Source organism: Halomonas sp. M20, assembly GCF_020622265.1.
Lineage (GTDB): Bacteria > Pseudomonadota > Gammaproteobacteria > Pseudomonadales > Halomonadaceae > Modicisalibacter.
This window is the reverse complement of the sequence record NZ_JACNMQ010000006.1, coordinates 21,270-45,698: the sequence shown is the minus strand read 5'-3', so window position 1 is coordinate 45,698 and position 24,429 is coordinate 21,270. Positions and strand designations below refer to the sequence as shown.

The window sequence follows — 24,429 nt, the reverse complement described above, 5'->3', positions numbered from 1 at the left end:
TATCGCTCTCTTATTGGCCCAATAGCGGGCGCAGCCGACTGATTGACTGCACCGAGTCATCGCCAAGCAGCTCCACACCACTGTCGAGAAGCTCATCGTCGCGGATCCGCGTGATGGGACCGGTCAGGCATACTGGCACCGAGAGCTGATCCGCTAGACGCGGCAATTGGCGCCGGATCAACTCACTGCGTTCCGCCCGACCGCTTGCCAGTACCAGCGCAGAAAGATGCAGGCGGTTGGCCGCTAGCCCCAGATCACCCAGGGCGGGAGAATTATCTAGCAATATGACGCGATAACCGGCGTCTATGGCCGCCAGGGTAAAGAGTAGCGGCCATAGCGCACCGCTCTCCTCGGAGAGCTGGGTGATCAGCAGTTGAGGGCCATGGCTCACCAGGTTGGCATGATACATTCGCGTGCCAATACGGGTGCGTAGAAATCCCTCGAGCAAGCGCTGTTGCAGCAACGCACCCAGTTGGCCATTCCAGCGTTCTTCGAGCTGCAAGACCGCTGGCTGCCATAGTTCATGCAGGCAGATGGACACTGGATAAAGGGCCAATGCCTGATTGTATAGCGTCTCCAGCCGTTCCAGATCCAAGGCCTCCACTGCCAGGATCAGCTGTTCGCGTTGACAGGGCCAATCCCCCGCCTCCGGCACGGGAATTTCCATGCTCTCCGGCTGATCCAGAAGATCATGCACCTGACTAACCGGAACACCGCGATTGAGCCACTGCAGAATCCGTTCGATGCGCTCGATATCCTGGCGCGCATAGAGCCGATGCCCTTTAGGCGTGCGCTGAGGGCGAATCAATCCGTAGCGGCGCTCCCAGGCTCGCAACGTCACCGAATTGACGCCGGTGAGCCGCGATACTTCTCGAATTGGATAGAGCGGCGCATGGATCGGGTCTATCGCCTTGTCACTCATGCGTAATCGGCCTCCTTGTAAGGAAAGTACTCGGACGGTGGATATCGCGTCATTTGTCTTATCGAATCTCGGCGTCATTCAGCCTGTGGACGATATTGTACAATCCGATCACCTTGTACAACTAGGGCGCAAGCCACTGTAATCGTTGTATGCATTCATGAATCCTAAGTACGGGCGCGCCCTTCGATAATGCTGGTCAAGGCATCGACGAAGGCAGGATGCTCGCCGACGGGCGCCAGCAGTTCGATGGTCAAGGTCTCGTGCTTGGCATGCAGCGCTTCGATCTGGCGAGGTACGTCTTCTCTCAGGTGCCGCCCTGCCGCAAAGAACAATGGCAACACGTCGGCTCGTGGATAGCCGGCTTCGGCAAGTTCGGCGGCAACCTGCTCAAGAGATGGATCGCACAGCTCCATGTAGGCCAGTCTCAAGGGGGCTTCGAGCCGGCTGCTCAATGAGTCCGCCAAGGCGTCGAAAGGCGCGCGCCAGCGTGGGTCGCGAGAACCGTGGGCCAGTAGAATCAAGGGATCGCTCATAAAGCTGTCTCCATTCAGGTGCTCAGATAATTGCCGAGATGATGGCCTGATAGCCAAGCGTCTTCGATACGTCCGGCACTCATTCCATCGCCACACAGGGCAAGCCCGCATGGATCTGTCTGGAAATCCAGCGTATCAGTTTTCGCAGCGGGCTCGGCTCTGGTTTCGGTATTGGTCAGGGGTTGGGAAAAGCGCCAGCGATGGGCACCCACCAATTGAGCCTCAGGCAGCGGTGCCGGATATCGCTCGGCAAAGGCTGCCAGAAGCTGAGCGGCAATCCAATTCGCATCACGCTCGAGATGCGCTTGGCTCCACCGAGGCGTCGCCAGAAGAGAAAGACTTTCACCCTGGTCGTTGCGTCCGGGCTTGCTACCGTTGCGAGTCACGAAACGCAAGGGGCCGCCATTCATGAAAGCCGCTTGCCACTCGGGGCCTGGTGTTTCAAGGGAGGTTAGTGGCGCTTCGAACAGGACATAGGCGGTCCAGCAGGGGCTCATCTCGATACGTTGACAAGCCTTGGCTAGTGCCGAGCTATGAGGTGCCAGCAAGAGCTGTGCCTGAGGCGCGGGAATGGCCAGGATTACCTGGGTGAAAGGGCCATGGCGAAGTCCCTGATCATCCTGTAACCACCATATTGATTCTTCTCGATGCAGATGTTCGATGCGACACTGGGTATGCAAATCGAGGTTTCGGGATAAATGACGGCTCAGGGCGGTCATACGTGGAGCGCCTACCCAGCGGGTTTGATCGTCTTGCTTGCGCTGCCAATCGCCCTCGTCACACACCCAAAGCGATCGAGGCCAGGAGGCGATCACGTTGGCTTGCTGCCATGTTTCCAGCTCGCGCTGAAACTCTGGAGAGCGTGCGGTGAAGTACTGGGCACCTAGATCAAAGGTGGCCGAAGGTGCGCGCCGGCTTGCCAAGCGCCCACCAAGGGCACGGCTTTTTTCGAAGAGGTGTACCGGATGGCCGTGTCGAATCAGTGCCCGAGCGCAGGCCAGCCCAGCAATACCACCACCGATAATGGCGAAACTGGGATCATGCATTACATATCGCCTTCTCATTAGGCGTGAAGATCGAATACCGACTAAAATGTATTATGGTAACAGGTTAGTACAATGGCTGTATAATATGATAGCAACGCGTCAAGGAGAGAGTCGATGCGCATTCTCATCACCGGCGGTAGCGGGTTCGTCGGTCAATTGCTGTGCAAACGGCTGCGCGAGCAGGGTCATAGCCTGCTGGTGGTTTCGCGTTCACCGACCAAGACCCGGCGGCTGTTACCACCAGACACCGACATTCGCCAACGGGTACACGATTTCGACGGTACCCAGGTCGATGCCATCGTCAACCTGGCCGGTGAGTCGATTGCCGGTAAACGATGGAGCGAGGAGCAGAAGAAAAAGCTGGTCGAATCACGTCTTTCGATTACCAGCGATCTGGTGACCCTGTGCGGTAAACAGAATACGCCGCCAAAGGTGATGGTATCCGGCTCCGCCATGGGGTATTACGGCGCACAAGGCCAGCGGCCGGTCGATGAAGACACCGCTCCCCAGGATGAATTCGCTCATCGACTGTGCGCCGGCTGGGAAGCGGCTGCCCAAGGGGCAGAAGCCTACGACGTGCGTGTTGCGTTACTGCGTACCGGCTTGGTGCTCGATCGCAACGGCGGGGCGCTCAAGCAGATGTTGCCACCCTTCAAGATGGGGCTGGGTGGGCGCATCGGCGATGGTCGCCAGTACATGCCCTGGATTCATCGTCTAGACATGGTTCGTATCATCGAGTTCCTGCTCGAACAGGATACGTTGAGTGGCCCTTTCAACTGCTCCGCCCCCAATCCGGTTACCAACGACGAGTTCGTTCATACGCTGGCGAAGCATCTTCACCGGCCAGCAATGATTCCAATGCCGGCGGGAGTGCTCAAGGCATTGCTGGGGGAAATGTCTCGTCTGCTGCTAACCGGCGCGGCCATGCAGCCCAAACGGCTGGAAGAGGCCGGATTCACCTTCGAGTATCCGACCCTTGATCAGGCAATGCAGGAGATTCTGGGTAACTAAGGTCGGCTGTTCTCATCGACCGTCACGATCACCCGCACCGCGTCCAGACGCAGGCGGGTGCCGTCGATGGCTGCGTCCAGCGCCCGCCGCTCTTCCTCTAATGCGTTTATTTCGTCGTCGCGAACCGCCGGATTATGCTGCGCCAATGCCTTCAGGCGGGTCAGTTCATCATTCAGTTCGATTCGCATGCGCTGCTGGGCAGCTTCGATTATGGTGGGCAGCTCGTTTTCCGCTTCGCTCTCTCCCTGGGCCAGCAATGTACGCAACTGATCCTGACGTGACTTGATCAGATCCCGGGCCACCGCCTTCTTGACCTTGCGCAGATTCTTGGCAAGCCCGGTAAAGGAGACCTTGGAAGATAGATTGGCACCAGACTCGTCGAGCAGCACCCGAATGGCCGTGGGCGGCATGAAACGGTTGATGTGCAGGCGGCTCGGGGCGGGGCAGTAAGTACTGAACACCAGTTCGGCCATCAGCCGGCCCGCCGGAATGGCCGGGTGGGCAAGCAGTGCCACGGCGGTGTTGCCCAGGGTGCCATCGAGAACGCGGCCCATCATCTCGCGTATCAGCGGATGCTCCCAGGAAAGATGCTGTACATCATCTCGAATCAGCGACTGCTGGCGCGAGGCGGTCGCGGTAAAACCTTCTTCGCCTTTTGCCAGGCCGGGCAGGCCATCGAGCATGTGGGACCCGGCGCGCAGATGCACGAGGCTCTCTCCCAGGTCCTGGCTGTCCACACCGAAGATGTCCAGCGCCTGATCGAAATAACGCATCAGCGCCTTGTCATCATCGAGTTCGCGAATCGCCTCGATGACCGCCTCGGCGCGTTGCGGCCGGCAGGCATTGAGTTCCAGCAGGCGATTGCGCCCGGCATTGCGCTCCTCCAGGCGTGTCTCGAACAGCGCCCGGGTTTCATCGACGATCTCGGCAGTGGCATCGGCGTCGAGAAGCGCATCCGCCAGGGCATCGCCGAAAGCGTCATGAAGATCACTGCCAACGCCGTGAGGGGCGCTGAACGCGTCCATGCCTTCCTGATACCAGCGCAGCAGCCGTTCGCCGGGGCTGTCGATGAATACCGGCACATGGATTTCGATGGCATGTCGTTGACCGATGCGATCAAGACGGCCGATACGCTGTTCGAGTTGATCCGGATGCACAGGTAGATCGAACATCACCAGATGACGACAGAACTGGAAGTTGCGCCCTTCGGAGCCGATTTCCGAGCACACCATCACCGGGCTGCCGTACTCCTCGTCCGCGAAGGCGGCGGCGGCGCGATCCCGCTCGACTAGCGTCATGCCTTCATGAAACACCGGTGCATGAATGCCTTTCAATACCCGTAGCGCTTCCGCTAGATCCATGGCGGTCGTGCGCTCGTGAACGATCACCAGCAGCTTGTCGTCTGCGCTGTCGCTGAGCAGTTGCAGCAACCAGTCGACCCGAGGATCGATCTGCCACCAGGGCTCCTTCTGGGCGCCTGGGTCATCCAGCAGGCGATAGGCGATTTCGGGATAAAGCAGCACGTCGGAATGCATGTCGGGATTGCCGAGATCCGCATCGACCAGCAGCTCATCCAGCGCATCTTCGCTGCTACTGAACTCGTTCAGTATGCGGCGGTAAGCGGAGGGCAGCTCGAGGCGGGCGACCTTCAATCGGCGCTCGGGAAAGCCGCCGACATGACGACGGCTGTTGCGAAACATCACCCGGCCGGTGCCATGGCGATCGAGTAGCTGCTCGCGCAGCTGACGGCGGGCGTCCTCCTGCTGGGCGTCATCGCTTTCTGGAGAAGCAAGAATAGTCAGTAGTGCCCGGCTGTCGCTATCGTCGACCTGATCCGCAACGCAGGCAGCGGCTTGGTCGTCCCCGGGTAGCCTGTCCAGGGCATCGATGGCGGCGGCCACCTGAACGTAGCTCGCTTCCTCGCGGCGAAAGCGCGCCAGGTCATGATAGCGATCCGGGTCGAGTAGGCGCAGCCGGGCAAAATGACTTTCGAGGCCCATTTGCTCCGGGGTGGCGGTGAGCAGAAGCAGCCCCGGCGTCTGGCTGGCTATGCGCTCGATGCAAGAATAGCCCGGGCCGCTGGTCGTGGGCGACCAATCTAGGTGGTGGGCTTCATCAACGATGAGCAGATCCCAGTCGCAGGCATTGGCCTGGGCTTGGCGATGGGAATTGGCAAAGAGCCATTGCTGGCTGGCCAGGATCAGCTGGCCGGACTCGAAAGGGTTGGCATCGCCATGGGCCTGGCTTTGCGTTTCGTCGAGCAGGGTCACCTCCAGGGCGAAACGGCGCAGCAGCTCGACCAGCCATTGGTGGGTCAGACTGTCCGGTACCAGAATCAGCGCCCGCTCAACGCGACCGGTGAGCAGCAGGCGATGCAGTATCAGTCCGGCCTCGATGGTCTTGCCCAGCCCGACCTCGTCGGCCAGCAGCACCCGCGGGGCATGGCGTCGTGATACCTCATCGGCGATATACAGCTGATGGGGAATCAGGTCGATCTTGGGGCCGCTCAAGCCAAGAGCGGGATTTTGCTCGACCCGATGATAGTGATGTAGCGTGCGAAAACGCAGGTCGAACCAGTCGTTACGATCGATCTGGCCGGTAAGCAGCCGGTCCCGGGCCTGATTGAACTGCATGCTGTCGGCAATGCGTGCCTCGGAAAGCTCGCAGTCGTTACCTTCTTCATCCTTACCGGTGTAGATCAGCAGGTCATCGGCTTCCTGAACGTTCTCGACCATCAGCTGACCGCCCTCGGCAGTGGTAATGCGATCACCGCTACCGAAGACCACCCGGGTCAAAGGTGCCTGGCGAGCGCTGTAGGTGCGTGTCTGCTGACTCGCGGCGAACAATACCGTCACGCTGCGAGCGTCGCAGTTCAAGACGGTGCCCAGACCCAGCTCCGCCTCGCCGTCACTGATCCAACGTTGACCCGGTGTAAAAACGCTCATGCTGCCTCGAATATTGGAAAAACGGTATGCTCGCCCAACAGGCGGCGGGGGCGCGGTAGTCTACAGCAATACAGCGGCAGGCTTAAGCGCAAGCATCACTCCTTCAGCCAGGCCGCCAACTGCGCACGAGTCAATTCACCCACATGACGTTTGACGAGTTCGCCGTCGGCATCGAACAACAGCGAGGTCGGCAGTCCTGGAGACTCGACGGCAACCATCAGGCGCTGTTCCGGATCGAGCAGAGCCTGGTTGAAGTCTAGTCCCTCTCCATCCAGATAGCGCACCGCCGTGAGCAGGGTTTCGCCCTGATTGACGATGACGATGCTGACGTCTTCGTGTTTATCCGCCTCCGCCAGCAAGGGCATCTCGCGACGACAGGGCGGGCACCAGGTCGCCCAGAGATTGAGCACCAGGGGCTTGCCTTGCAATGTGCTTAGATTGACCTGGTTGCCCTCGATATCCTCCAGGGTGATATCCGGCAATTCGCTCAAGCCAGCCTGATGACCTAATGGATTCCAGGCCATCAGCCCTAGCCATAACGCTACGCTTGCCACCAGCAAGGCCTCGGCCTTGATCAGCGTTGTCATCCGTTGGCGCAGTTTCCAGGCGCTGAAGGCTGCCCCGGCGAGCAATCCCCAAATCGTGCTATAGCCTGGCTGCCACAGCTTGAGAATATCCAGCGGAGCGGCAAGATAGCTGTCGGCATGTGTCAGTACGTACCCCAGGCGAGCACCGATCAGCCAGCTCAGCAGCAGGCCGTTGAACCAGCCGGCACGCTGCGACTTTTCAAGACGCAGCAGCGCCATGCTCGCCAGCAGCAGTGCAAGCGCTGCAATGAACGCATACAGACGTGGCAGTGCAATCAACAACGGGCCAAGAGCGATGGCATCCATGGGAACGTCTTTATATCCACTAAACAGGGGTTAAAAAGGGATGGTTGCCTCTTGAGGGCGCCACCGCGCTACAATGTAGCAGCCTACTGTTCTGCCTCAGTGCTGTCATCCCTATCTACATCCCGCGCCGGAGATTTGCATGGCCCGATCCACCGACCACTTGCGCGCCCTGGCCATCGCCAGTCAAGCCACCGGATTCGTGCTGATCATCGCCCTGGAAACCTGGTTGGGGGATGCGGCGCGGCCCTGGCAAGGCGTGACGCTGGCGGTAATGTTGGTAACAGCGATCTGGATCGCACTGGTGCGGCTTTATCGCCGTAATCGTCAACGCAAGGCGGCTGTCGAGCGGGCGTATGCAAGTGAGCATGAAGACGACTGAGGTGATCGTCTGGCCTGACCAGGCTCGCCTATTTTCCTTCCGCGTACTACGCAAACGTCGTAAGCGTCTATGCTTCAAAAACCAGTATGTTTCTGAAGCATGTGACGCGGCAGTCTGATGGACAATAATTTTGCCTCGTCATGATCATGAGCGCTTTACAATAAAAAAGCGTTAGGGAGGCAGTCATGAAGCAGCGCAATATCTTCATCGTCGGGCTCAACGACTTCAATCGCGAACGACTGCGAACCCTGCGTGGTGCCGAACATTACAACTTCCACGGCGTCATCGATCCCGCTGAAGTCTATGAAACGGAACACTTCCCCATCGAGGACATGCTCAGCCGTGCCGAAAAGCAGCTGAGCGAGTTCAACGAGCCCATCGATGCGATTGCGGGCTATATGGATTTTCCCGTTTCGACCATGTTGCCGCTGCTGTGCGAGCGTTTCGACACCCGCACCACCAGCCTCGAGAGTCTACTCAAGTGCGAGCACAAGTATTGGAGCCGTCTGGCTCAGCGCGACGTGATCGGCAACTATATCCCGCGCTTCACTGCCTTCGACCCGTTTGATGACAGCGCGCTGTCGCGTATCGGCGAGGCGGGATTGTACTTTCCATTCTTCGTCAAGCCGATCAAGTCCTCCGGCTCGCGGTTGGGTTTTCGCATCGACAGCCCCGAAGATTTTACCGCGGCGGTAGCACGGCTGCGCGAGGATATCGGCCTGATCTCCGAGCCGTTCAATTTCGTGCTCGACCAGGCCAATCTGCCGGATAAGGTGCGCCAAGTAGACGGCGGCTACTGCATGGCGGAAGAGATCATCGGCGGCTGGCAGTGCACCGTCGAGGGCTATGTCTACCAGGGCGAGGTCGTCTCTTACGGCATCGTCGATTCGATTCGCTATCCCCAGGTGCTGAGCTTTTTCTATTACCGCTATCCATCCCGGCTGCCAAAGCATATCCAGGACAAGATGCGCGAGCTGACCAATACCATCATGACCCATATCGGCTACGACAACGCCGCTTTCAACGTCGAGTATTTCTGGGATGAAATGCAGAACCGCATTTGGCTACTGGAGATCAACACGCGCATCTCCCAATCCCACTGCGATCTGTTCGAGAAGGTCGATGGTGTCAGCAACCAGCAGGTCACCATCGATCTTGCTTTGGGTCTGTCGCCGGACATGCCGCGACGACACGGCGATTTTGCGGTGGCGGGCAAATTCTTCTACCGAGTGTTCTTCGTCGATGCCATAGTCACCCGGATACCCAGCGACGATGAAATCGATGCACTGCAGCAGGAGTTCCCCGGTACCGTGATCGCCTTGCAGGTCGAGACCGGTGTGCGCTTGTCGACGCTGCCGGAGCAGGACAGCTACAGCTTCGCCCTGGCCTATGTGTGGATGGGCGCGGATGACGACGAGGCGCTGGAAGCCAACTATCGACGCCTGGCGGATAAGCTGCTCTTCGAGTTCGAGGACGTCGTGGGGTAACGCTCCATCACCGTCGTTCGATTCTTATTCGGTTGTCAGCGGAGTAATAGCGCTCTATGCATATCGTCACGGAATTTCCTCGGAAGGTCTTCGAAGAAGAGACCTGGATCACCTTGGCCGATGGTTGCCGGTTGGGGGTACGTATCTGGCGACCGGTGGATGCGGATCAGCATCCAGTACCGGCGATTCTCGAATACTTGCCCTATCGCAAGCGCGACCTGACCGCAGTGCGGGATGCCCAGACGCACCCCTACTGGGCGGGTCACGGCTATGCCGGGGTACGGGTGGATATTCGTGGCACCGGGGAGTCGGATGGCGTGCTCACCGATGAATACCTGCAGCAGGAACTCGACGATGGCATCGAGATTCTGGCTTGGCTGGAAGCGCAGCCCTGGTGCACCGGCGATGTGGGCATGGTGGGCATCTCCTGGGGCGGCTTCAACGGGCTGCAGGTCGCCGCGCTGCAACCGCCTCAGCTCAAGGCGGTGATCACGTTGTGTTCCACGGACGATCGCTATGCTGACGACATCCATCACATGGGCGGCTGTCTGCTGGGGGACAATCTGTCCTGGGCCTCGACCATGTTCGACGGCAACGCCTCCCCCCCGGACCCCGAGTTGGTCGGCGAGCGTTGGCGTGATATGTGGCTCGAGCGTCTCGATGGCAGCGGCCATTGGCTGGCGACCTGGCTCGCGCATCAGCGGCGCGATGAGTACTGGAAGCATGGATCAGTATGCGAGGACTTCTCTCTCATCAAATGCCCGGTCTATGCCATCAGCGGCTGGGCGGACGGCTACTGCAATGCCGTGTTTCGCTTGCTCGAAGGACTCGATGTGCCACGCAAGGGGCTGGTCGGCCCTTGGGCGCACAAGTACCCGCATCTTGGCGTGCCAGGGCCTGCCATCGGCTTCATGCAGGAATCGCTGCGCTGGTGGGATCAGTGGCTAAAGGGTGAAGAGACCGGCATCATGGACGAACCCATGCTGCGGGTCTGGATGCAGGATAGCGTGCCGCCTTCTGCGCGCTATGACACCCGCCCTGGGCGCTGGGTGAGCGAACCGACCTGGCCGTCGCCGCGCATCGTGTCGCAGATATTTCGCCTGACCAGCGGTCATGACCTGTTACCTGAGGCAGCGGATGCGCCCGCGATGCAGGCCGTCGACGATGTGCCGTTGGCGGTACGTTCGCCGCTTTCCGTGGGGCTATATGCCGGTAAATGGTGCTCCTACAATGCCCCGCCGGATCTGCCCCACGATCAGCGCGACGAAGACGGCGGCTCACTGATCTTTCAAACCGCTCGCCTTGAAGAAGCGCTCGAAATCTGCGGCCAGTGCGAAGTCGAACTCGATATCGAAGCGGATCAACCGGTGGCCATGGTCGCTCTGCGGTTGAGCGATATTGCAACGGATGATAAAGCCACCCGAGTGTCCTACGGGCTGCTCAACCTGACCCATCGCGATAGCGATGAGTTTCCCGAAGCACTAGAACCCGGCAAGCGTTATCGAGTGTGCGTCAAGCTCAAGCACATCGCACAGCAGTTCGCCGCCGGTCATGCCATTCGACTGTCGCTGTCCACCAGCTATTGGCCCCTGGCTTGGCCGGCCCCGGTGCCGGTCAAGCTGACCATCCATCCCGCTACCAGCCGTTTGATTCTGCCATGCCGCCAACCGCAACCTCGGGAAGAAGCGGCACTGCCTGCCTTTGGCGAGCCGGAAGGCGCGCCGGCGCTTGCACGCACTCTGATTCAGCCCAGCCAGGAAGAATGGCGGGTGATTCGCGACCTGGCCAACGACAAGACCACGTTAGAGGTGATCAACGACGAAGGCAGCTACCGTCTTGATGATATCGACCTCACCATCGCCGCCAAGGTGACCGAGCGCTATAGCTATTCCTATGGCCACTACGACAGCCTGAGCGGCTGGACCGAATGGAAGCGCACCTTTCGCCGGGGCGACTGGCTGGTACGCACCGTGGCCCGCACCTTGATGACCTCCAACGCCGAGCACTTTCGTATGCGGGCGACTCTGGATGCCTATGAAGGAGAGAGCCGCATATTCTCCAAGTCTTGGGATGAGGAGATACCGCGGGACCTGGTGTAGATGGGATAGGGAAAACCGCTTTCTACAGTGGCCCAAGGCAGAGCAGCGGCTCTGCCATTCGAGGCTTAGTGATAGGATTTATAACAAAGCAGAGCAGGGAAGGCTTCAATGACGAAACCCGGCTAGCCAGCTGGAAAAAACATAAAAGCCATGAAGACTCTTATGCTTTACACCATCCGTCAATTCGTCGGTGCCAGTACGGTCAATCGCTTTCCTTTTCAAACGCATCAATTACCGGTTTGCCCCGCCAGACATCGGGCGTTTCCAATCCCAGAACATAGGCGATAGTAGCGGCGGTGTCGTAGGTTATGATTGGAAACTCCAATTCCCCCTGGGCCGGGATGTTTTTCCCGTAGATGATCCAGGGAATCTCCATTTCAACCAGCGTTTGACCGCCATGACCTTTGCCGATTCCTCCATGATCCGCGGTAAAAATGATCACAGAGTCTTTCATCATGTTGCTTTCTTCCAAGGCCTCGATAACCTTTCCTACCAAGCCGTCTATCATTTCCACTTTTTCATAATATTGTGGCGTATCGTGGCCTATTTCATGGCCAATACTATCCGGCTCATTGAAATGAATAGACGTAAGTGCCGGCTTCTCTTGGGTAATAAACTCAAGCGCCTTTTCCAACGTATTTTCTTCACTGTAGCCGTTGTAATCAAGATCGACCCAGGGCTTTTCGAAAAGATGACCTATCCCCTCCCAAGTGTAGGAAACGCCTTTCTTAGCGTCGGGCCTTTGTTTCTCCAGCAGGCTGAAGATGGTAGGAAAGATCCCTGTTTCACCCACGACACGCGACGGTATTTCAGGTGTTTCGCTGCCCCATTCGGTATAACCGTGCAATACAGGGTCCGAACCCATGAGCATCGAAGCCCAATTGACGGCGCTGGAAGAGGGCAAGACCGAGCGCGCTTTCAGGGAGTAAGCGCCTTCTTCCATCATTTTTCTTAAATGCGGGACTTTCGCCTTTTCAAATGCATAGGCCCCGAAGCCATCGGAGCCGACTAGTATTACGTGCTTTGCTAGAGCCTCCTTTTTTTCGACTTTTTCTGCTGCCTGAGAGAAGGAGGCTAAACCGATCATCAACATTACGATGAACGTTAAATGCTTGATCGAATTTGGCATAAAGGTAGGCTCCATTGATGACCGTTCTATAGCTTTGGCATGAGCACAAAAAAACCGCCACTCAACGCAGCTCATGAGTGGCGGTTTTACTGGATTCTCTGGTCGGAGTAGCAGGATTCGAACCTACGACCTCTGCCTCCCGAAGGCAGCGCTCTACCAAGCTGAGCTATACTCCGATGCGATTGGGCGTACGCCACAACGGGCTGCATTATACCGCTCGTATCGCCTTGCGCAACCCCGGCGCGGCGTAGGTTTAAGCGGTTATGCCTTGCGATTCACCGCCAGTCGTGCCAAGTCTGCCATGGTGTCACGATAGCGGCTTTCGGGAAGGACGTTGAGCTGTGCCAGCGCCATACCGGCCATTTCCTCTGCACGCTGGCGGGTATAGTCGAGGGCGCCGGTATCGCTGACGATGGCCAAAACGTCGTCGAGCCGCTCCAGCCCGCCTTTGCGAATCGTCTTGCGAATCAGCTGGGTCTGCTCCTCGGTGCCGCGATTCATTGCTTCGATCAATGGCAGCGTCGGCTTGCCCTCGGCCAGATCGTCACCCACGTTCTTGCCCATGGTGTCGGCATCACCCTGGTAGTCCAGCAAATCGTCGATCAATTGAAACGCCAGTCCCAGATAGCGGCCATAGAGTTTGAGTGCTTCTTCCTGTTCGGGGCTCGCGTCTGCCAGTACTGCACCGCTATGAGAAGCGGCTTCGAAGAGCATTGCCGTCTTGCCCTGAATGGTCTCGAAATAGGCCGCTTCATCGACGTTCGGGTTGCCGATATTGGTCAGTTGCAAGACTTCGCCTTCGGCAATGGTGCAGGTGGCGGCGGAGAGAATCTCCATGACTCGCATCGAGCCCACTTCGACCATCATCTGGAACGAGCGCGAATAGAGAAAATCCCCGACCAGGACCGAGGGCGCATTGCCCCAGTGATCGTTGGCGGTCTGCTTGCCACGCCGCATGCTTGACTCGTCGACGACATCGTCATGCAGCAGTGTCGAGGTGTGCATGAACTCGATCAACGTGGCCAGGGTGATATGGTGTTTTCCGGCGTAGCCAAGCGCTCGAGCTGCGAGCAGTACCAGCAAGGGGCGCAGGCGTTTGCCGCCGCTTTCGATAATGTAATGACCGATACTCTCGACCAGCGGAACTCGAGAGCCGAGCTGGTCGAGAATGGTACGATCGACGGCGGCGAAGTCTTCCGCTACCGGTGCATGGATGGACGCTGCGTTGGGCTGCATGATGTCTGTCTGTAAGGGGTTGGGCCGCGTTGCGCACGAAGGTTGCATCCCGTCGCACCGCATTTGAGCCAAGCATGGTGTAGCCATGCTATGAGGCCCTCTATAAGGCGTCAAGGCAAGACATAAAGCAAGATCCGGTACCGCTATGATGAATACCCACGGGTCTATGGTCTTGTGATGGTGCCTGGCTGCCGTTATAATCCGCGACCCAACTCATCATGCTCCCTGTCAGATGGCTGCCAAAAGGGGCGCCACTCGCCGCAGGCCGATGAAGAGCCCACCTAGGATGAGTGTCTGGAGAACATAATGTACGCAGTTATCAAGAGTGGCGGTAAACAATACCGCGTCCAGGAAGGCCAGACCCTGAAGCTCGAGAAGCTTGAAGTGGCAACCGGCGAAAGCCTGGATTTCGATCAGGTTCTGTTGGTAGCCGATGGCGACGACATCAAGGTCGGGGCGCCTCTGGTCAGCGGTGCGAAAGTCTCTGCCGAGATCGTTTCTCACGGCCGTGGCAAGAAGGTTCGCATCATCAAGTTCCGTCGTCGTAAGCACTCCATGCGCCGTCAAGGCCATCGTCAGTGGTTTACTGAAGTCAAGATCACCGGGATTTCCGCGTAAGCGGTATGACCCTCAACGAGCGAGGTATTTGCAATGGCTCACAAGAAGGCAGCTGGTAGTACCCGTAACGGCCGCGATTCAGAATCCAAACGCCTTGGTGTCAAGTTGTTTGGTGGACAAGCCGCCGTTCCCGGTAACATCATCGTACGTCAGCGTGGCACCCGGTTTCATGCCGGCACAGGCGTTGGTATCGGCAAGGATCACACTCTGTTCGCACTGAACGAAGGCGTGATCAAGTTCGAGACCAAAGGGCCGAAAAACCGCAAGTTCGTGAGTGTCGTCTCCGCCTGAGACAATGCGAACGTTGCACTGGAAAGGCCCCGCGATAGCGGGGCCTTTTCGTATCAGGACGGAAATACCGTCGGGAGAATGACCCATGCAGTTCGTCGACGAAGCCTCGATCATCGTGGAAGCCGGCAATGGCGGTAGCGGTTGCCTGAGTTTCCGCCGCGAGAAATACGTACCCAAGGGCGGTCCCGACGGGGGTGATGGCGGCCATGGCGGCAGTGTCCATCTAATTGGCGACGATGCCCTTAATACACTGATCGATTTCAAGTATCAGCGGTTTTACAAGGCGCGTAACGGCCAGCCGGGGCAGGGCCGCCAGATGAGCGGCAAGGCCGGAGAAGATCTTCACGTCAAGGTGCCGGTAGGCACCACGGTGATCGATGAGGATACCCTCGAAGTGATCGCCGATGTGACCGAGATCGGTCAGGTGGTGCTGGTCGCCCAGGGCGGTCGCCGGGGGCTGGGCAACATTCACTTCAAGTCGTCGACCAATCGCGCGCCACGGCGAACCACGCCAGGCACCGAGGGCGAGCGACGCAATCTGCGCCTTGAAATGAAGGTGATGGCGGATGTCGGCTTGCTGGGCATGCCCAATGCAGGCAAGTCGACGCTGATCCGCTCCGTTTCAGCGGCCAAACCCAAGGTGGCCAACTATCCCTTTACCACCTTGGTGCCCAATCTTGGTGTGGTCAAACTGGGCATGCATGAACACTTCGTCATGGCGGACGTGCCCGGGCTGATCGAAGGAGCGTCCGATGGTGCCGGCCTGGGGCTGCGTTTTCTCAAGCATCTGACCCGGACGCGGCTGCTGCTGCATGTGGTGGACGTGGCGCCTTTTGATGAGTCTGACCCAGTGGAGTCTGCCCAGGCCATTACCCATGAGCTGGAGCAGTTTTCCGCTACCCTTGCGGAGCGGCCGCGCTGGCTGGTGCTCAACAAGCTCGACCTGCTGCCGGAGGACGAGCGAGATGCACGAGTCGACGAAATCATTTCTCGCCTCGATTGGGATGGCCCTCTGTTTCGCATCTCGGCCATCAGCGGTGAAGGCACCGACGCGCTCGTGCAGGCGGCTTATCGCTGGTTGACCGAGCAGCGCCGCCTGGAGACCGAAGACGAAGAGGCCGCCGAGCGCGAGCAGGCCATGCGTCGTCGCATGGAGGCCGAAGCGGTGGCCCGCGCCGAGGCGAAGCTGAGTCGCAAGCGCAAATCCGCGGTTGAGGATGACGACGACGATGACTTCGATGATGATGAGTATGATGTCGAAGTCGAATACGTACCTTGATCGATGTCTCAAAGCTACGGCGCTCGATACGATTTGATATCACCGATCGAGCTCGAATCGTATTGGAGATGGCGGTGAGATGAACAATGAGTGGGCATCGGGCCGCGAGGCGCTAGTCAAGGCGCGGCGAGTGGTAGTGAAGATCGGAAGTGCCCTACTGACCAACGATGGGCGTGGCCTGGATGAGCCCGCCATCGGCGGTTGGGTCGACCAGATCGCCGCGCTGCATGCGCGAGGTATCGAGGTAGTGCTGGTCTCCTCCGGAGCGGTAGCCGCCGGCATGGTGCGCCTGGGTTGGCGTGCGCGCCCTTCGACGGTGCGCGAGCTGCAAGCGGCGGCGGCAGTAGGGCAGACGGGTCTATCGCAATGCTACGAGGGCCATTTCGCGCGCCATGGCCTGCACAGTGCGCAAATCCTGCTGACCCATGACGATCTCTCCAATCGCAAGCGCTATCTGAATGCCCGTTCTGCGCTGAGTACTCTGGTGTCACTGCGGGTGATACCGGTGATCAATGAAAACGATACCGTTGTCACCGACGAGATTCGCTTCGGGGACAACGACACGCTAGGGGCGCTGGTAGCCAATTTGCTTGAAGCCGAGGCGTTGATCATTCTGACGGATCAGGAAGGCTTGTTCGACGCGGACCCGCGCCTTCAGCCGGACGCACAGTTGATAGGCGAAGGGCGTGCCGATGATCCGCGCCTGATCGCGATGGCCGGTAGCGGTGGCGCGCTCGGGCGTGGCGGCATGACCACCAAGGTGCGCGCTGCGCAGTTGGCGGCGCGTTCCGGGGCGGTCACGGCCATTGCCAGCGGGCGTCAGCCGGATGTGCTGATCCGACTGGCCGAAGGGGAGTCCTTGGGCACGCTGTTGCATCCCGAACATGCCCCGCTGGCGGCGCGTAAGCGCTGGCTGGCCGGTCGGCTACAGGTGCGCGGTAGCCTGACCCTGGATGCCGGGGCCACGAATGTTCTGCGCGAACGCGGCTCGAGCCTGTTGCCGGTCGGCGTCAAGGCGTTATCCGGGCGCTTCGTTCGCGGTGATATGGTGGTGTGTCTTGATGAGCAAGGCGAGCAGGTCGCCAAAGGGCTAGTCAATTATGGAAGTGATGAAGCGGCTCGAATATTGGGTCAACCAAGCCATCGCATCGAAGGGTTATTGGGTTATATGGAAGCGCCGGAATTGATTCACCGCGACAATCTGGTAATTCTTTAGCTGTCGCTTTGAAACCTTCGGCAGCCGGTGGTAAGACATGGGGCGGTATGGTAGGATTCGCATCCTTTCAGGCATGGCCCGCGCATAACGCTTTTCGTGGCATGTCGTGTGGCTCGATCAAGCCGCTATGGACATATTCGATCATCAGGTCGAATCAAATACTTACACCGCATTTTATGGTTCTCCAAGGAGATTACGGTGGCGAATAGCAAGCAAGCGCGCAAGCGCGCCCGTCAGGCTGAAGAGCGTCGTCAGCATAAAGCCAGTCAGCGCTCCACGGTCCGCACTTACATCAAGCGCGTGATCAAGGCAATTCAAGGCGGCGATCATGGCAAGGCCATGGAAGAGTTCCGTACGGCGCAGCCGGTCATCGACCGTATGGCCGACAAGGATACGCTTTCCAAGAAGAAGGCTGCTCGTCTTAAGAGCCGTCTCAACAAGCGAATTAAAGCGCTGGCTGCCTAAGCCGGACGCTCGCCGAGTGCCTCATTTACTTCCTGCGCTGTATGGAGGAAAAAAGAGGCGCTAGCGCTCAGAAAACCGGCTTCGGCCGGTTTTTTTGTGCATGACTTTCGATTGGGGAAGAAGCGCTACCGTGAGTAACCCGTCAGACAAAGAGGTCCAGCCCGGGGCCAGGCCAACGACAGCCAGCGACGCTCAGTTGGATGCGCCCGCCGCAGGTGACGGTGCCCAGGGCGACCCGGCCCCCGGCAAGCAGCCCGGCGCGCAGATAGCCCCTGGTGCAGGATTGCTGCGCTCCGGGGTGATCGTAAGTGCGATGACCATGCTCTCCCGGGTGCTGGGTCTGGTGCGGGATGTGGTCATTGCCGCTCTATTGGGGGCCGGCAGTGGGGCGGATGCCTTCTTCGTCGCTTTCAAGATTCCCAACTTTTTGCGCCGCCTGTTCGCCGAGGGCGCTTTCAACCAGGCCTTCGTGCCGGTGTTGTCGGAGTACGCGACTCGTCGCTCCCGGGAAGAGGTGCGGGAGCTGCTCGATGCGGTCTCGGGCAGCCTGGCGGTCGTGCTGGCACTGATCACCGCCGCCGCCATGTTGCTGGCGCCCTGGCTTGCCTGGCTGTTTGCTCCGGGCTTTGCTCGCGACCCGGAAAAGCTCGCGTTGACCGCTGAAATGCTGCAGCTGACCTTTCCGTATCTGCTGTTGATCTCGCTCACCGCTTTCTCGGGAAGCGTGCTCAATACCTGGAGCCGCTTCGCCGTACCGGCATTTACGCCGGTGCTATTGAATCTTTCCTTGATTGGGGCCGCCCTGTGGTTGACGCCGCTGATGGAAACACCGTCATTGGCGCTGGCCTGGGGGGTGTTGATAGCCGGTGCCGCCCAGCTGGCCTTTCAGGTGCCGTTTCTTGCGCGGCTGGGATTGATGCCAAGACCCTGGCCGCGTTTTCGACATGAGGGAGTAAGACGCATACTCAAGCTGATGACCCCGGCCTTGTTCGGCGTCTCAGTATCGCAGATCAATCTATTGCTCGATACCGTACTCGCCTCGCTTCTCGCGGCGGGCAGCGTTTCCTGGCTGTACTATTCGGACCGTCTGGTGGAGCTGCCGCTTGGGGTATTCGGTATTGCCATCGGCACGGTGATTCTGCCGGCGCTCTCCAAGCGTCACGCGGAGCAGTCTCGCGAGCATTTTGCCAAGATGCTCGACTGGGCGCTGCGGGCGGTATTGCTGATCGGCTTGCCGGCGGCGCTGGCCCTGGCGGTGCTGGCGGAGCCTCTGTTGATCAGCCTGTTTCACTATGGCGCCATGACCGAGCATGATATCGCCATGGCTGCAATGAGTCTGCGTGCCTATGCGCTGGGCCTGATCGCCTTCATGCTGATCAAGATATGGGCACCGGGTTATTTTGCCCGCCAAGATACCGCGACACCGGTCAAGATCGGCATCATCGCCATGATCGCCAACATGGGGTTGAATCTGATCTTCATTGTGCCCTTGGCCCATGCCGGTCTGGCGCTGGCGACGGCGCTGTCCGCGTTTCTCAATGCCGGCCTGCTGGCACGCGGACTGCACCGCCAGGGAGTATTGATCTTCCAGCCCGGCTGGGGGCGCTATGCGTGGCAGTTGGGGGGCGGGTGTACGTTGCTTGCCCTGGGGCTTTGGTGGTTCTCCCCTCCATGGCAGGCATGGCTGAGCTGGGAAGTGGGGCAGCGGGTCTTGACGCTCGGCGCGCTGGTGGCAGGTAGTATTGCGTTGTATTTTGGCTGGCTTGCCCTCTGCGGTATTCGGTTGCGGCATTTTCGTTTGAATGGCTGACGGAGTGGGCAAGTATCAAATGCCGTGGCTGTCAAGGCTTGCCGCCTTCGTTATAATTGATTCTTTAACCGATGCGTGAATGCTGCATGGAATTGATTCGCGGTTTACACAATCTGCGCGAGCATCATCGTGGCAGTGTTGCCACCATCGGTAATTTCGACGGTGTGCACCTCGGCCATCAGGCGATTCTCGATCAGTTGCGCGGTCGCGCGGCGGATCTGGAGCTGCCGGTGACGGTGATGGTGTTCGAACCTCAGCCCCGGGAGTTCTTCGCCGGTGATCAAGCGCCGCCGCGGCTGTCGCGGCTACGTGACAAGGCTCGGCTACTGGCGGCCCACGGTGCCGAACGAATCGTCTGCCTGCCCTTCAACGATGCGCTGCGGAGCATGACGGGGCGACAGTTCATCGATCGGATATTGATCGATGGTCTTGACGTGCGTCATCTGGTGGTGGGGGATGACTTTCGCTTTGGCTGTGATCGGTCCGGTGATTTTGCCCTGTTGACTCAAGTGGGTGAGGAGTGTGGCTTCGGTGTCGAGAATACGCGCACCTTTGCCCTCGACGGGGAGCGGGTCTCGAGTTCCCGAGTGCGTACAATGCTGGCCAGCGGCAATTTCTCGCAGGCAGCGCGCATGCTCGGCCGGCCTTATTCTTATACGGGGCGAGTCGTTCCCGATCAGAAGCTGGGCCGTACCATCGGCGTGCCCACCGCCAATGTGCCGTTGTTATCCGGGCCCATGGCATTGCGTGGTGTCTATGCGGTCATCACGCGGCTGGACGATGGCCGTGAATTCGCCGGAGTCGCCAATATCGGCTGGCGGCCCACCGTGGGAACGCCGCGTCCGGTTCTAGAAGTCAATCTGTTCGACTTCAGTGGCGATCTTTATGGCCAGGTCATCGAAGTGCTGCCCTGCGCGCGTTTGCGCGGCGAGCAGCGTTTCGATGGGCTGGATGAGCTAAAGCATCGGATTCAGGCCGATCAGGTTCAGGCGCGGGAGTTTTTCCATGCCTGGCCAGGCCAAATGCACAATCGAGACGATAGTGATTTAACCCCTTATCTGGCATCGGCGCCCTTGGCGTCGGCCCCCGGGCATGCCAACCCTGGAGCCGCCAGGCGCGACAACGATGGAACCTCATGAGCGACTATAAGCCTACACTGAATCTGCCTGAAACCGACTTTCCCATGCGCGGCAATCTGCCCAAGCGCGAACCGGCGCGACTCCAGCGCTGGCAGGAGATCGATCTCTATCAGCGCCTGCGTGATGCAGGAAAGGAACGCGAGACCTTCGTGCTGCACGACGGGCCTCCCTATGCCAATGGCAGCATTCATATCGGCCATGCGGTCAACAAGATCCTCAAGGACATCATCGTCAAGGCCAAGGGAATTGCCGGTTACGATGCGCCCTATGTGCCCGGCTGGGATTGCCACGGCCTGCCTATCGAGCATCAGATCGAGAAGCTGCATGGCAAGCATTTACCGCCGGAAGAGACTCGTGCACTGAGTCGTCGTTATGCCGCGGAGCAGATCGATACCCAGCGCGAGGATTTCATACGCCTGGGCATCATCGGTGACTGGCAGCGGCCCTATCGCACCATGGATCATGTCAATGAGGCTGAAGAGGTCCGCGCCCTGGCGGAAATGGTCAAGCAGGGCTATGTATTCAAGGGTCTGAAGCCGGTCAACTGGTGTTTCGATTGCGGCTCGGCCCTGGCGGAAGCCGAAGTCGAGTACGCCGACAAGAAATCCGATGCCATCGATGTCGCCTTCGTCGCCGACGATCCTGCCGCGTTGGCGACCGCCTTCGGTCTCGAAGCGTTTGCCAAACCGGCGGCCGTGGCGATCTGGACTACCACGCCTTGGACCATTCCCGCCAACCAGGCGCTCAACGTGCATCCCGAGTTCAGCTATGCCCTGGTAGATACCGGCGAGCGCTTGCTTCTGCTGGCGGAGGATCTGGTCGAGAGCTGCCTCGAACGCTTCGGCCTCCAGGGCGAGATCGTGGCGACCACGTCGGGCACTCATCTCGAGAACCTGAACTTTCGCCATCCGTTCTATGATCGTCTGGCACCGGTCTATCTGGCGGATTACGTCGAGACGGATGCCGGTACCGGCATCGTGCATTCTGCCCCGGCTTACGGGGTGGACGACTTCATCACCTGTCGCGCCTACGGCATGGAGTTCGAGGAGATCAAGAGCCCGGTGATGGGCAATGGCGTCTACGCCGAGGATCTCAAGTTCTTCGGCGGCCAGATGATCTGGAAGGCCAATGCGCAGATCGTCGCCAAGCTGGAAGAGGTCGGCGCACTGCTGGCCCACGAGAAGATCACCCATAGCTACATGCACTGCTGGCGTCATAAGTCGCCGGTGATCTACCGGGCGACTGCCCAGTGGTTCGTGGGCATGGATATTCAAGGCGCGGATGGCAAGACCCTGCGTGAACGCGCGCTGGAGGGCATCGAGACGACCCAGTTCGTACCGGGCTGGGGCAAGGCGCGCCTGCATTCGATGATCGCCAATCGCCCGGACTGGTGCATCTCGCGTCAGCGCAACTGGGGCGTGCCGATCCCGTTCTTCCTGCATCGGGTCAGCGGAGAGCTTCATCCGCGCACCCTGGAGCTGATGGAAGAAGTGGCCAAGCGCATCGACGCCGAGGGCATCGAAGCCTGGTTCCGGCTCGACGCCAGCGAACTGCTGGGCGACGAAGCAGCGGATTACGAAAAGATCAGCGACACCCTGGACGTCTGGTTCGACTCCGGCACCACGCATTGGCATGTGCTGCGCGGCTCCCATGCGGCGGTGTTCGATCATCCGGAGAGGCGCGATGGCCCGGTGGCGGACCTCTATCTGGAAGGTTCCGATCAGCATCGCGGCTGGTTCCATTCGTCGCTTTTGACCGGCTGCGCCATTGACGGTCATGCGCCCTACAGGGGCTTGCTGACCCATGGCTTCACCGTGGATGCCCAGGGCCGCAAGATGTCCAAGTCCGTGGGCAATGTAGTCGCCCCTCAGGAGGTCATGGATAAGCTGGGCGCGGACATTCTGCGCCTGTGGGTCGCCTCCACGGACTACTCCGGCGAGATGGCGGTTTCCGATGAGATATTGAAGCGTACTGCCGATGTCTATCGGCGCATCCGCAACACCTCGCGCTTCCTGCTGGCCAATCTCAATGGCTTCGATGCCGAGCGCGATGTGGTGCCTTTTGATGACATGATCGCGCTGGATCAGTGGGTGGTGGACCGCGCCGCTCAGCTGCAGGCGCGCATCGAAACCGCCTATACCGAGTATCGTTTCCTCGATGTCTATCAGCAGGTGCACACCTTCTGCGCCCGGGAGCTTGGCGGCTTCTACCTGGACATCATCAAGGATCGCCAGTACACCACTCAGGCGGATTCATTGGCACGGCGCAGCTGCCAGACCGCACTCTATCGGGTGGTCGAGGCCCTGGCGCGCTGGGTCGCGCCGATCCTCTCCTTCACCGCGGAGGAGATCTACGAGCATATCCCCGGCGAGCGCAAGGACAGCGTACTGCTGGAAACCTTCTATGGCGAATTGCAGACCCTGGATGACGGCGCTGCGTTCGACCGGGCGTTCTGGGAGCAGGTGCTGGAGGTCAAGCAGGCGGTCAATAAGTGCCTCGAGGACGCTCGCAACGCCAAGGTGATCAAGAGTGGCCTGGCTGCTGAGGTCACGCTCTACGTCAGCGATACATTGCGCGAGACATTGGGCCGCTTGGGAGATGAGCTGCGTTTCGTGCTGATGACCAGCGAGGTGCATCTGGCCTCTCTTGATGCTACTGATACGGAGGGCGTCGAGGCCACCGAGCGCGACGATCTCAAGGTGGCGGTCATCGCAAGCCCTCACGCCAAATGCGAGCGCTGCTGGCATCATCGCCCTGATGTCGGGCAGCACACCGGGCATTCCGACCTGTGCGGACGCTGCATCAGCAATCTGCCGGGCGGGCCGGGAGAAGAACGCCACTATGCCTAAAGCCGAGACAAAGAGAGTCGGAACGAAGAGTCAGCAGGTAGAAAGCGGCGAGAACAGCGAGAGTGGCGAGAGAGTCCCAGCCACTGACACGCCAATGACTCGGCCGTTACGCTGGCTGTGGTTGTCGGTGCTGGTGGTGGCGCTAGATCTGGGATCGAAAGCCCTGGCCACGAGCATGCTCGTCTATGCTCAGCCCGTGGAAGTGCTGCCGATATTCAACCTCACGCTGTTGCACAATACCGGTGCCGCCTTCAGTTTCCTGGCGACCCATGGTGGCTGGCAGCGTTGGTTGTTTGCGCTAATCGCCATTGGCGCAGCGATCGGACTGACCGTCTGGTTGACGCGACTCAAGGCTTACGAGACGCTGACGGCCGCCTCTCTGGCATTGGTGATTGGTGGCGCCCTTGGTAATCTTTACGATCGCCTCATGCATGGCTATGTGGTGGATTTTCTCTCCTTTCATTGGCAGAACACCTACTTTCCCGCTTTCAATATTGCGGATACGGCCATCACTCTAGGGGCCATCGGTTTGATTCTTCAGGCATTGCGTGATGGGCGTAGTGAACGTAGACACAAAAGCCATCACTGACTTCTGCAGAGGATATTCAAGATGAGCGAATACCGTATCAACGAGGGGATGGAGGTAACGCTGCACTTTACCCTCAAGCTGGAGGATGGCACCGTGGTCGACTCCACCCGGGACAAACAGCCGGCGACGTTCCAGGTCGGCGATGGTAATCTGCCGCCGGGTTTCGAGGCGCCACTGACAGGGCTGACCGATGGTGAAACCGGTAGCTATACCATTTCTCCGGAGCACGCCTTCGGCCAGCACAATCCCCAGAACGTGCAGCGTATTCCTAGGGAGAGTTTCGAGAATACCGAGCTCGAAGAGGGGTTGGTGATGTCCTTTGCCGATGCGGCGGGGGGAGAAGTGCCCGGCGTGATCGCCGAGATAGACGACAAGCAGGTAGCCGTGGACTTCAATCACCCCCTGGCCGGGCGTACTCTGACCTTCGAGGTCGAGGTGATTGAAGTAAGGCCCGCGACGACGCATTAATATCACTATTTACTGACACCGCCAC

The 24,429-nt window shown here is 59.2% G+C and carries 21 protein-coding genes and 1 tRNA gene; 14 read left to right on the top strand and 8 right to left on the bottom strand.

The window, feature by feature from the left end; genetic code table 11:
• Positions 1-10 precede the first annotated feature (10 nt).
• From H7850_RS14575 to H7850_RS14565, 3 genes are all read right to left on the bottom strand, one after another.
• Positions 11-922 (bottom strand): MerR family transcriptional regulator, encoded by a 912-nt coding sequence (locus H7850_RS14575; protein ID WP_227370320.1) that lies wholly within the window; start codon positions 920-922, stop codon positions 11-13.
• A gap of 164 nt (positions 923-1,086) precedes the next feature.
• Positions 1,087-1,455 (bottom strand): sirohydrochlorin chelatase, encoded by a 369-nt coding sequence (locus tag H7850_RS14570; protein WP_227370319.1) that lies wholly within the window; start codon positions 1,453-1,455, stop codon positions 1,087-1,089.
• 14 nt (positions 1,456-1,469) lie between these two features.
• Complete coding sequence (locus tag H7850_RS14565) at positions 1,470-2,501, bottom strand: NAD(P)/FAD-dependent oxidoreductase (RefSeq protein ID WP_227370318.1); 1,032 nt, start codon at positions 2,499-2,501, stop codon at positions 1,470-1,472.
• A gap of 114 nt (positions 2,502-2,615) precedes the next feature.
• Here H7850_RS14565 and H7850_RS14560 point away from each other — a divergent pair, with 114 nt between their 5' ends.
• On the top strand, positions 2,616-3,512 hold the full coding sequence (locus tag H7850_RS14560) for a TIGR01777 family oxidoreductase (protein ID WP_227370317.1): 897 nt from the start codon (positions 2,616-2,618) through the stop codon (positions 3,510-3,512).
• Here the strand turns inward: H7850_RS14560 and rapA are convergent.
• Both rapA and H7850_RS14550 read right to left on the bottom strand, forming a co-directional pair.
• The gene (gene rapA, locus H7850_RS14555; RefSeq protein WP_227370316.1) at positions 3,509-6,457 is read right to left on the bottom strand and encodes an RNA polymerase-associated protein RapA; all 2,949 of its coding nucleotides are present in this window, start codon (positions 6,455-6,457) and stop codon (positions 3,509-3,511) included. The two genes, H7850_RS14560 and rapA, sit on opposite strands and share 4 nt — an antisense overlap.
• Positions 6,458-6,552: 95 nt before the next feature.
• On the bottom strand, positions 6,553-7,350 hold the full coding sequence (locus H7850_RS14550; protein WP_227370315.1) for a TlpA family protein disulfide reductase: 798 nt from the start codon (positions 7,348-7,350) through the stop codon (positions 6,553-6,555).
• 139 nt (positions 7,351-7,489) lie between these two features.
• Between H7850_RS14550 and H7850_RS14545 the strand changes: the two genes are divergently transcribed.
• From H7850_RS14545 to H7850_RS14535, 3 genes are all read left to right on the top strand, one after another.
• Positions 7,490-7,729 (top strand): hypothetical protein, encoded by a 240-nt coding sequence (locus H7850_RS14545; RefSeq protein ID WP_227370314.1) that lies wholly within the window; start codon positions 7,490-7,492, stop codon positions 7,727-7,729.
• A gap of 185 nt (positions 7,730-7,914) precedes the next feature.
• Positions 7,915-9,216: an ATP-grasp domain-containing protein gene (locus H7850_RS14540; RefSeq protein WP_227370313.1), complete on the top strand. Its 1,302-nt coding sequence runs from the start codon at positions 7,915-7,917 to the stop codon at positions 9,214-9,216.
• A gap of 56 nt (positions 9,217-9,272) precedes the next feature.
• Positions 9,273-11,315, top strand: a complete 2,043-nt coding sequence (locus tag H7850_RS14535) for a CocE/NonD family hydrolase (protein ID WP_227370312.1) — start codon at positions 9,273-9,275, stop codon at positions 11,313-11,315.
• Positions 11,316-11,517: 202 nt separating this feature from the next.
• Here H7850_RS14535 and H7850_RS14530 read toward each other — a convergent pair whose 3' ends face one another.
• From H7850_RS14530 to ispB, 3 genes are all read right to left on the bottom strand, one after another.
• Entirely contained in the window at positions 11,518-12,444 is a 927-nt protein-coding gene (locus H7850_RS14530; protein ID WP_227370311.1) for an alkaline phosphatase, read from the bottom strand.
• A 99-nt stretch (positions 12,445-12,543) separates the two neighbouring features.
• Positions 12,544-12,620, bottom strand: a tRNA-Pro gene (locus H7850_RS14525).
• 85 nt (positions 12,621-12,705) lie between these two features.
• Positions 12,706-13,680, bottom strand: a complete 975-nt coding sequence (gene ispB / locus H7850_RS14520; protein ID WP_227370310.1) for an octaprenyl diphosphate synthase — start codon at positions 13,678-13,680, stop codon at positions 12,706-12,708.
• A gap of 306 nt (positions 13,681-13,986) precedes the next feature.
• Between ispB and rplU the strand changes: the two genes are divergently transcribed.
• From rplU to fkpB, 10 genes are all read left to right on the top strand, one after another.
• Positions 13,987-14,298 carry a 50S ribosomal protein L21 gene (gene rplU, locus H7850_RS14515; RefSeq protein ID WP_048307087.1) on the top strand — a complete coding sequence of 104 codons (312 nt, stop codon included), beginning with the start codon at positions 13,987-13,989 and terminating at the stop codon, positions 14,296-14,298.
• Between the two features lie 33 nt (positions 14,299-14,331).
• Positions 14,332-14,589, top strand: coding sequence for a 50S ribosomal protein L27 (rpmA, locus tag H7850_RS14510; protein ID WP_048307088.1), 258 nt, complete (start codon positions 14,332-14,334; stop codon positions 14,587-14,589).
• Between the two features lie 85 nt (positions 14,590-14,674).
• Entirely contained in the window at positions 14,675-15,868 is a 1,194-nt protein-coding gene (cgtA, locus tag H7850_RS14505) for an Obg family GTPase CgtA (protein ID WP_227370309.1), read from the top strand.
• A 79-nt stretch (positions 15,869-15,947) separates the two neighbouring features.
• On the top strand, positions 15,948-17,084 hold the full coding sequence (gene proB / locus H7850_RS14500) for a glutamate 5-kinase (RefSeq protein WP_227370308.1): 1,137 nt from the start codon (positions 15,948-15,950) through the stop codon (positions 17,082-17,084).
• A 198-nt stretch (positions 17,085-17,282) separates the two neighbouring features.
• On the top strand, positions 17,283-17,549 hold the full coding sequence (gene rpsT, locus H7850_RS14495; RefSeq protein ID WP_227370307.1) for a 30S ribosomal protein S20: 267 nt from the start codon (positions 17,283-17,285) through the stop codon (positions 17,547-17,549).
• Between the two features lie 265 nt (positions 17,550-17,814).
• A complete protein-coding gene (murJ, locus tag H7850_RS14490) occupies positions 17,815-19,359 on the top strand; it encodes a murein biosynthesis integral membrane protein MurJ (RefSeq protein ID WP_319799294.1) in 1,545 nt (514 codons plus the stop codon).
• A gap of 86 nt (positions 19,360-19,445) precedes the next feature.
• Entirely contained in the window at positions 19,446-20,498 is a 1,053-nt protein-coding gene (gene ribF / locus H7850_RS14485; protein WP_227370305.1) for a bifunctional riboflavin kinase/FAD synthetase, read from the top strand.
• Positions 20,495-23,347: an isoleucine--tRNA ligase gene (gene ileS / locus H7850_RS14480; RefSeq protein WP_227370304.1), complete on the top strand. Its 2,853-nt coding sequence runs from the start codon at positions 20,495-20,497 to the stop codon at positions 23,345-23,347. Before ribF ends, ileS begins: the two co-directional genes overlap by 4 nt.
• Positions 23,348-23,441: 94 nt before the next feature.
• On the top strand, positions 23,442-23,936 hold the full coding sequence (gene lspA, locus H7850_RS14475) for a signal peptidase II (RefSeq protein ID WP_227370303.1): 495 nt from the start codon (positions 23,442-23,444) through the stop codon (positions 23,934-23,936).
• Positions 23,937-23,957: 21 nt separating this feature from the next.
• The gene (fkpB, locus tag H7850_RS14470) at positions 23,958-24,404 is read left to right on the top strand and encodes an FKBP-type peptidyl-prolyl cis-trans isomerase (RefSeq protein WP_227370302.1); all 447 of its coding nucleotides are present in this window, start codon (positions 23,958-23,960) and stop codon (positions 24,402-24,404) included.
• The last annotated feature ends 25 nt before the right edge of the window (positions 24,405-24,429 follow it).